The following is a 7,256-nucleotide window of genomic DNA, read 5'->3' as shown; positions in this document are numbered from 1 at the left end:
CAGAGTCGAAGCCGAACAGCCGATAAGGCAGGCCCAGCGAGTCGCATGTGTCCCTCAGCGCCGACATGCCCCGCACGAGGTTCGGACCTCCACGGCCCAGCACGACATAGAGCGGCGTCGCTCCGTGTTCGCTGAAGTGCTCGCGCAGGGCGTCGGCCATGGCGCGCAGCGTCTCGTAGATGTCCGTGTTATTGGACTTGCCGCCAATGATGAAGAGCACGTTCGCCTGTTCGAGCCAGTGCCTGAAGCAGATGCGCGCCACTTCCTTCATCTTCGCGTAAGGCGGATTGCCGCCGAAATCCGACGAGATGATCGCGGCGTCGCCCAGCATTTCGGTGACGAGCGAGTTGGCGCCGCCGCCGAAGGTGGGGGCGAGGATCGTCCCCTTCTCGTTGATGACATACACGTCGCTCTGGCCCTGGTGGGTGCGAAGCTGGTTGATCTCCTGCTCGAAATCCGAGTAATCGGCGGCGAACAGATGAGGCGGCAGGCCAAGACGCGCCCAGCGCGGATCGTCGCGATCGAAGCCGCACTTGAAGTCGCACGCAACCGGCGTAAGGCGACCGTGCCTGTCCTCGCGCATGCGGATCGGGTTCAACTCGAGCGTCGTCATGCCGAAGTCGTGAAAGAGCTCCCAGAGTTTCGGCAACTGCTGCACGAGCGGCGAAATGATCTCCTTCGGCGCGCCGATCTCGCTCAGTGCATTCGCTACGACGAACGCCTTCAACCCGGTCAGCGCATCGAACGGCACCATCGCCACCTGCTTCGGGTCGACTTCCTCGATGTCCATGCCGCCCGCGTGCGAAAGCGTCATGGTCGGCGCACGAAAGCGGGTGGAATCCGTGATCGAGAAGTAGACTTCGTGCGTGGCCGGCACACCGGCTTCGAAGGTGACGCCATTCGCCTTCGCCTTGATGTGGCCGACGGCATGCTCGGCGAAGTACAAACGCTCCTTTTCGGCCAACGCTGTCTTGAGGTCGGTCGCGCGACCCAGTAAGCCCGCCTTCCCCTTCTTGCCGACTCCGCCCTTGAAGACGGGCTTGATGAAGATCTGGCGATGACGGTCGATCAAGGCCTTGATTTCGTCCTCGCTGGCGCTCGGGGCCAATATCTCGCTCGCCGGGAATCCGACGAATTGCAACAGGCGCGCGCCGTGCAACATACCGGTAATTTGCATCGAAATGTCTCCTGAAATTCATTGCGATATAAAAAGGAAAACGGCTCGTGTGGCGCCGGTATTGGCAAACCGCCGGCCGAGCCATTGATCGGGCGCCGTATGTGCAGAACAGATGCGCGGTCGTTGGCGCGCGCTCTATGCGGCGCTCGGGTGCGCTCTATGAAATCCGATGCGTGAAGACCGACTGGATCGCGAAACTGCACTGCCCGCTATACAAGGAGGGAGGTGGGCTGCTTTGTAGGCTGCTACCTGTGGAAAGGGCGTGATCCGCAACAGGTCGATTCATGATCGATCCCTCAATGCACGACATAGTTGTGACCTCTGTTGCCCGTATTGGTGGGATCGTTCACATGTTCAATTGGTGCGTGGTAGCGGATCACCCTGTCATGCGCGGCGCGACGTTGTGCCCGAATGGTGAGCGACCGAGGAAAAGTCATCCGATGAGGATGGCAGGTACGTATTGAGAAGCGGAACGGTCTTTGCCAGCACGACAGTCTCGCCCTCGATGTAGTGCGAAGTGTCAGCTTCGATCGGTGCGGCAGCGATCAGGCGGTTGCACTCTAATAGTGAGTTAAAAATTCAATACATAACCAAGGGTTGTCGCTTGCTTTCGCCAACAGGTACCGCTATCAGGCTGCAAGCCGTAAAACGCTCATCGCCGGACGTTCCACCGCAGGCGGAAATACACACCATGTACCGTCATCGTGGAGGAAGAAATAAATTGCCAACGCGCCTGCCGGCAGCAATGCCTCGACGTATCCATAGCGTCGCCGACTCGAGGGTATGCGACCGAACCGCTTACCCGAACCGGCGCCGCCGGAGTCGGTCCAATCCATTTTTCGATCAGCAAACGCAAAGAAGACCTGTCCACCGAATCCATCGCCCATCGCCGTCTCCTTCAACCTCTGTCTCGTTGATGTAGACATTTACGTAGAACTAGAAACAGTAGGCCGTGAGGACATCACTTTTTTGCACGGTTCATAGGGTGTCGTTGCGACACTGTATCGATTGCGACCATGGAGAGAGGTTTGTATGCGAATTTCTACCTCATGACACTCGCGATAGCAGAATTAGGCGCGCATCGGTTGTGGCAGCGATCTGCCGCCACTTCCGTATCGACGCTACGATCTTAGTGTGCTGAATCCTTCTGTTAGCTTTCACAACGGCAGGTTTTCTTTAAGGTCTATCCCTACGTAGCCCGGGCGCTATCAATCTGTACTCGCCGCTTTGGGGCAACATGATCGTCGATCGCGATTACCATACGGGCGCAAGGAAGATTGAGGCGGAGGCTTCGAATCCCGCCAGTTGACTCTCATGTGATCGTCTTCGGACATTCGCCGATACGCGGCGACTGACTCTTGTGGGTCGGGTGCTGCCCATCGTGGTAGGCAGCGAGCGCCCAAGAGCGGCGACAGCAATGCTTTTACACAGACCAGCAGACTTGAGTCGCCACTCCCTCGCGCGAGTGCGGCGGCAGCAGGAACTGGGCACAGTTCATAACCGTGCTCGATATCATCGAAGATAGCCCCGAGGTAAAGGTCTTCGAGCCATGATGTTCGAAGAAAGTGAAGTGGCGGTCGCCATTCGGGAATGGTTATGGCGCAAACGTACTGCGCATTTTGTCGCCTATGCACCGCAGACTTGCGGGGTCAAGATTCAGGATGACCGTTCCAGTTTAGCCGTTGCCAGTCACGATAGGCAGTGGGCGGCGGATGAGCGGACGTTTGGACAAATGCTGGGAAAAAATCGCGGTAACAGATCTGGCACCCCGATATGAGCGACGCACCCGCGGTGCCGCACGGCGTGGCACGAGCGGGGAATCGCGCATTGCGGCCACCTCGGGGCTGGGTGTAGCCTGTTTTCCGGTAAAACGGGGAAGCAGGCCTGCTGCTCAGCGGCGGAACATTGAAGCGCGCCGGTACATAAAGTTGCGCGTCATCGGTTTCGCCACGCATTGTTCGAAAGAGGGAAACGTCATGAACAAGCTTGCGTCCATTCTCGTGTGGGGTGTGCTGGCCGCTGTTGGCGCTCTCGCTTTCGCCAGGCTCGCGCTTGGGCGCGGTGAAAGTGTGAACGCGGTGTGGCTGGTGACCGCAGCCCTCATCGTTTATTTCATCGCATACCGCTTTTATAGCAAGTTCATTGCCGAACGCGTGCTGCGGCTCGACGATACTCGTCAGACCCCGGCCGAGCGCCACGACGATGGTATGGACTACGTGCCGACTAACAGGTGGGTGCTGTTCGGCCATCATTTCGCCGCAATCGCTGGCGCCGGTCCTCTGGTCGGTCCGGTGCTGGCAGCGCAGATGGGCTACCTGCCCGGCACGCTGTGGATCCTCGCAGGCGTCGTGGTAGCCGGTGCGGTGCAGGATTTCATCGTGCTCTTCGCGTCGGTGCGCCGGGACGGCAAATCCCTTGGCGAAATGATCAAGATGGAACTGGGCCCGATTCCAGGCTCGCTGGCTCTGGTCGGCGTGCTCGCGATCATGATCATCATTCTTGCTGTCCTGAGCCTGGTGGTGGTGAAGGCGCTCACGGCCAGCCCGTGGGGCCTGTTCACCATTGCGGCGACGATACCGATCGCGCTGCTGATGGGCGTTTACATGCGCTTCGTTCGTCCGGGGCGCGTGGGCGAAGCCTCCCTGTTCGGTGTCGTGCTTTTGCTCGTCTCGATCGTCCTGGGCAAGACGGTAGCCAACGATCCCACCTGGGCACCGATCTTTACGTTGACTGGCCCGCAACTGGCGTGGGCCCTGATTCTGTACGGCGCCATCGCCTCCAGCTTGCCGGTGTGGCTGATGCTCGCTCCGCGCGACTACCTCAGCACGTTCCTGAAGATCGGCACGATCGTGGCTCTCGCGGTGGGCATTTACGTCGTCGCCCCGGCTCTTTCGATGCCGCAGACCACACGCTTCATCGACGGCACCGGCCCGGTCTTCTCCGGCGCGCTCTTTCCGTTTCTGTTCATTACGATCGCCTGCGGAGCGGTCTCGGGGTTTCACGCGCTGATATCTTCCGGCACCACACCGAAGATGATCGAGCGCGAGTCGCATATGCGCCTGATCGGCTTCGGTGGCATGCTCGCCGAGTCATTCGTCGCAGTCATGGCGCTGACGGCGGCCTGCGTATTGCACCCGGGCATCTACTTCGCCATGAACGCCCCGGCGGCAATTATCGGCACCACCGCCGCACAGGCGGCGCAAGTCGTGTCCGGGTGGGGATTCGTCATCACGCCGGAACTGATCAACCAGACAGCCGTGAACATCGGCGAAACCAGCATCCTGTCGCGCGCTGGCGGTGCCCCGACGCTCGCCGTAGGCATGGCGCAGATTCTGGGCCAGGCCCTCGGCGGCCAGGCCATGGAGGCCTTCTGGTATCACTTCGCCATCCTGTTCGAGGCGCTGTTTATCCTGACCGCCGTGGACGCCGGCACGCGGGTCGGCCGCTTCATGATTCAGGACATGCTAGGCCACGTCTATCGGCCGCTGGGCAACACCCAGTTACTGCCCGCGAACCTGCTGTGCACCGGTATCTGCGTGGCGGCCTGGGGCTACTTTCTCTATCAGGGCGTAGTCGACCCGCTGGGTGGCATCAATACCCTTTGGCAGCTTTTCGGCGTGGGCAATCAGATGCTCGCTGGCATCGCTCTGCTGCTCTGCACCAGTGTGCTGGTCAAGATGAAACGCGAGCGCTACGTCTGGGTGACACTGGTGCCCACTATGTGGCTCCTGATTACAACGCTCACCGCCGGCATCCAGAAGATCTTCCACAGCGATCCGCGCATCGGCTTCCTTGCGCTGGCGCACAAGTTCAGCGATGCCGCCGCACAGCGGACCGTGCTTGCTCCCGCGAAGTCGCTTGCGGAAATGGAGCGGGTGGCCTTCAACAACTACCTGGACGCAATTGTCTGCGGCTTCTTTGTCGTGCTGGTAATCGCAATGTGCGTCTTCGCTGTCAAGATCTGCTTGCAGGCGCGGCGGCAGGCGCAGCCCACCGTCGTCGAGACGCCTGCTGTTGTGCGCGCTCAGGGGACCTGACCATGAAAACGATCTTCAATGGCAAACTTGTGGCGATGCCGGGAAAGGGCACGTACAACCGTCCCGGCAGCACTGCACTTGCGACACGGCTCTCGGAACTTGCGCGCACCATGCGCGGAGCGTGCATGCAGATGTTCGGCATGCCTGACTATGAACGCTATGTCGAGCACATGGCCTCCCGTCATCCGTGCGATCCGCTGATGTCGCGCGGCGAGTTCTTCACTTGGGCCGTCGATCGGAAATACTGTCGCAACGGACCGAGATGCTGTTAGGCCGGCTCGCGTCCTCTGTATGGCCATCCTCTTTTGCAGAGAACGCGCGAGTTGATTTCTAGACGCGGCGGGAGCGAGATTACCCCAATCATGCTTCCCGTTGCCCGCTTTCGCGAGGCTGGGTCGATGGACCGATCGCCAGCTTCCCAGTTCGGCCATCAAGAGGCGTTCGTCCTTCCTACGACCGGGACGTTCCAACGTCGGCTCCGCCGTTGAGACAGGCCACTCGATCGCGCGTCTCGGGCGCAAAATGGGACCTTGGAAAGCAACGGCTACAACGGTACGGCAACCGGTCAATGCAGTACCGCAGCAGACGTGTCCGTTCAATGGTTCGAACCGGAGGCGAAAGATGATCCCGAGCCGCAAAGCCGCCGCGCTGGTGTTACTCGCTGCATTGTCGCTGCGCATGTATGACGTACACGCGCAACACACTGACCAGCAAATCGCCGCCACCCTCATGGTCGCGAATCGAGCCGAAATCGAGGCGGGCAACCTCGCGCTAAGCCGAAGCCAGAGAAGAAGCATCCAGAATTTCGCTGGAAAAATGATCGCAGAACACAGGGACTTGTATCAGTCAGCCGTCGAATTGACGCAGAGGCTGATGCTCTACCCCGAAGGGTTGTGGTGCAAATTCGGCAGGCGGGCGAGAAATCGCCCATTTTTCATGGACCTCAACGAGCTGAAAGAACCGCCATCCAGATCGAGGGCGAAGTGGTATCTTTGAGGTGCACGCCGGTGAGATCAAACTGGCCTTTGCGAATGCGATGCACCAGTTCGATGCCGGAGAGGGTCACGACCGCGTTCCGGAACCGCTTGAACCCGAGCATCACGTTCACCCGCGATTTGATGTGGCGGTGATCCTGTTCGATCAGGTTGTTCAGGTACTTCGAGGATCGCAATTTCGTTCGCCTGGGTAGCGACCCGTCAGTCTTCATCTCGCGGACCGCCCGATGAGATGCCGCGTAGCCGTCGAGCGTGATCGTTCCAGGAGCGCGCCCCTGAGTTCTGATCGCCTTCGCGAAGAATGCCTTTGCTGCCGCCACATCGCGCCTGGCGCTGAGGCGAAAATCGATCGTCTTTCCCGCCCGGTCAACAGCGCGGTAAAGATAGGCCCATTTGCCACGAATCTTCACGTAGGTCTCGTCGACTCGCCACGACTGACCGGCTGTCGTGGCCACCCGATTCCAGCGTTTGACGAACTCCGGCGTGTAGCGCTTCACCCAACGCAGGATCGTCGTGTGCGCGAGGGACAGACCGCGTTCCGCCATCATCTCTACTAGATCGCGCAGACTGAGCTTGTAGCGCAGATACCAGCGCACGCAAAGGACGATGACTTCGCGGTCGAAATGACGCCCGTTGAACAACCATTCGAGATCTTTCAGCTTGCTCATTGGCTCATGGTCGTCAAAATCTCAAGCGTAACAGACCGACGCAGCGGAATTGCACCACAACCCCCGCGACCTGGTCAGCGAGCTTCTGGATATCCATTTGCACCAACGCGCGACGTCACTGATTAGCAGGTTGCGGAAATACCTCGCACGGAAGTCATCGCGAAGGATGGTAAAAGCGTTGATCTAGTAAGTTCACCCACTGGCCAGGAGATCATGCGCGGCGCCGACACGTTCACCGAGAGTCTGTTTTCCGGGCTCTGGTGCAAATAGCGCGGGGGCGAATCGGTTAAGGTGTCAGGCTGAACGAATTGAGAACCGACGATGAGCAAGCTGAAGAGCCTTGACGAACTGTTCGCAGGCCGTCACTTTGACCGCGATG

Annotated in this window: 7 protein-coding genes; 4 read left to right on the top strand and 3 right to left on the bottom strand. The window is 59.6% G+C overall.

The genetic code is table 11. The annotated features are described in order from the left end of the window. Together F6X42_RS41130 and F6X42_RS41125 are read right to left on the bottom strand one after the other, a co-directional pair. Positions 1-1,177: ATP-grasp domain-containing protein (locus tag F6X42_RS41130; RefSeq protein ID WP_187639507.1), on the bottom strand; the 1,177-nt coding region annotated here is incomplete at its 3' end. 629 nt (positions 1,178-1,806) lie between these two features. Beyond that, positions 1,807-2,064 carry a hypothetical protein gene (locus F6X42_RS41125; RefSeq protein ID WP_312893021.1) on the bottom strand — a complete coding sequence of 86 codons (258 nt, stop codon included), beginning with the start codon at positions 2,062-2,064 and terminating at the stop codon, positions 1,807-1,809. Positions 2,065-2,726: 662 nt separating this feature from the next. Between F6X42_RS41125 and F6X42_RS41120 the strand changes: the two genes are divergently transcribed. The 4 genes from F6X42_RS41120 (at position 2,727) to F6X42_RS41105 (ending at position 6,210) form a co-directional block, all read left to right on the top strand. Further along, positions 2,727-2,954, top strand: a complete 228-nt coding sequence (locus F6X42_RS41120; RefSeq protein WP_187639506.1) for a hypothetical protein — start codon at positions 2,727-2,729, stop codon at positions 2,952-2,954. A gap of 199 nt (positions 2,955-3,153) precedes the next feature. Beyond that, positions 3,154-5,214: a carbon starvation CstA family protein gene (locus F6X42_RS41115; RefSeq protein WP_187639505.1), complete on the top strand. Its 2,061-nt coding sequence runs from the start codon at positions 3,154-3,156 to the stop codon at positions 5,212-5,214. Between the two features lie 2 nt (positions 5,215-5,216). Then, positions 5,217-5,486 (top strand): YbdD/YjiX family protein, encoded by a 270-nt coding sequence (locus F6X42_RS41110; RefSeq protein WP_187639504.1) that lies wholly within the window; start codon positions 5,217-5,219, stop codon positions 5,484-5,486. Between the two features lie 349 nt (positions 5,487-5,835). Further along, entirely contained in the window at positions 5,836-6,210 is a 375-nt protein-coding gene (locus F6X42_RS41105) for a DUF4142 domain-containing protein (protein WP_246530517.1), read from the top strand. Here the strand turns inward: F6X42_RS41105 and F6X42_RS41100 are convergent. Further along, positions 6,158-6,877, bottom strand: a complete 720-nt coding sequence (locus tag F6X42_RS41100) for an IS6 family transposase (RefSeq protein ID WP_187639503.1) — start codon at positions 6,875-6,877, stop codon at positions 6,158-6,160. The two genes, F6X42_RS41105 and F6X42_RS41100, sit on opposite strands and share 53 nt — an antisense overlap. Positions 6,878-7,256: the final 379 nt, after the last annotated feature.

The organism is Paraburkholderia podalyriae, from assembly GCF_014397785.1.
In the GTDB taxonomy this organism is placed as follows: domain Bacteria; phylum Pseudomonadota; class Gammaproteobacteria; order Burkholderiales; family Burkholderiaceae; genus Paraburkholderia; species Paraburkholderia podalyriae.
Note: the sequence above shows the minus strand (reverse complement) of the source record. Positions and strands in the feature narration are given on the sequence as shown.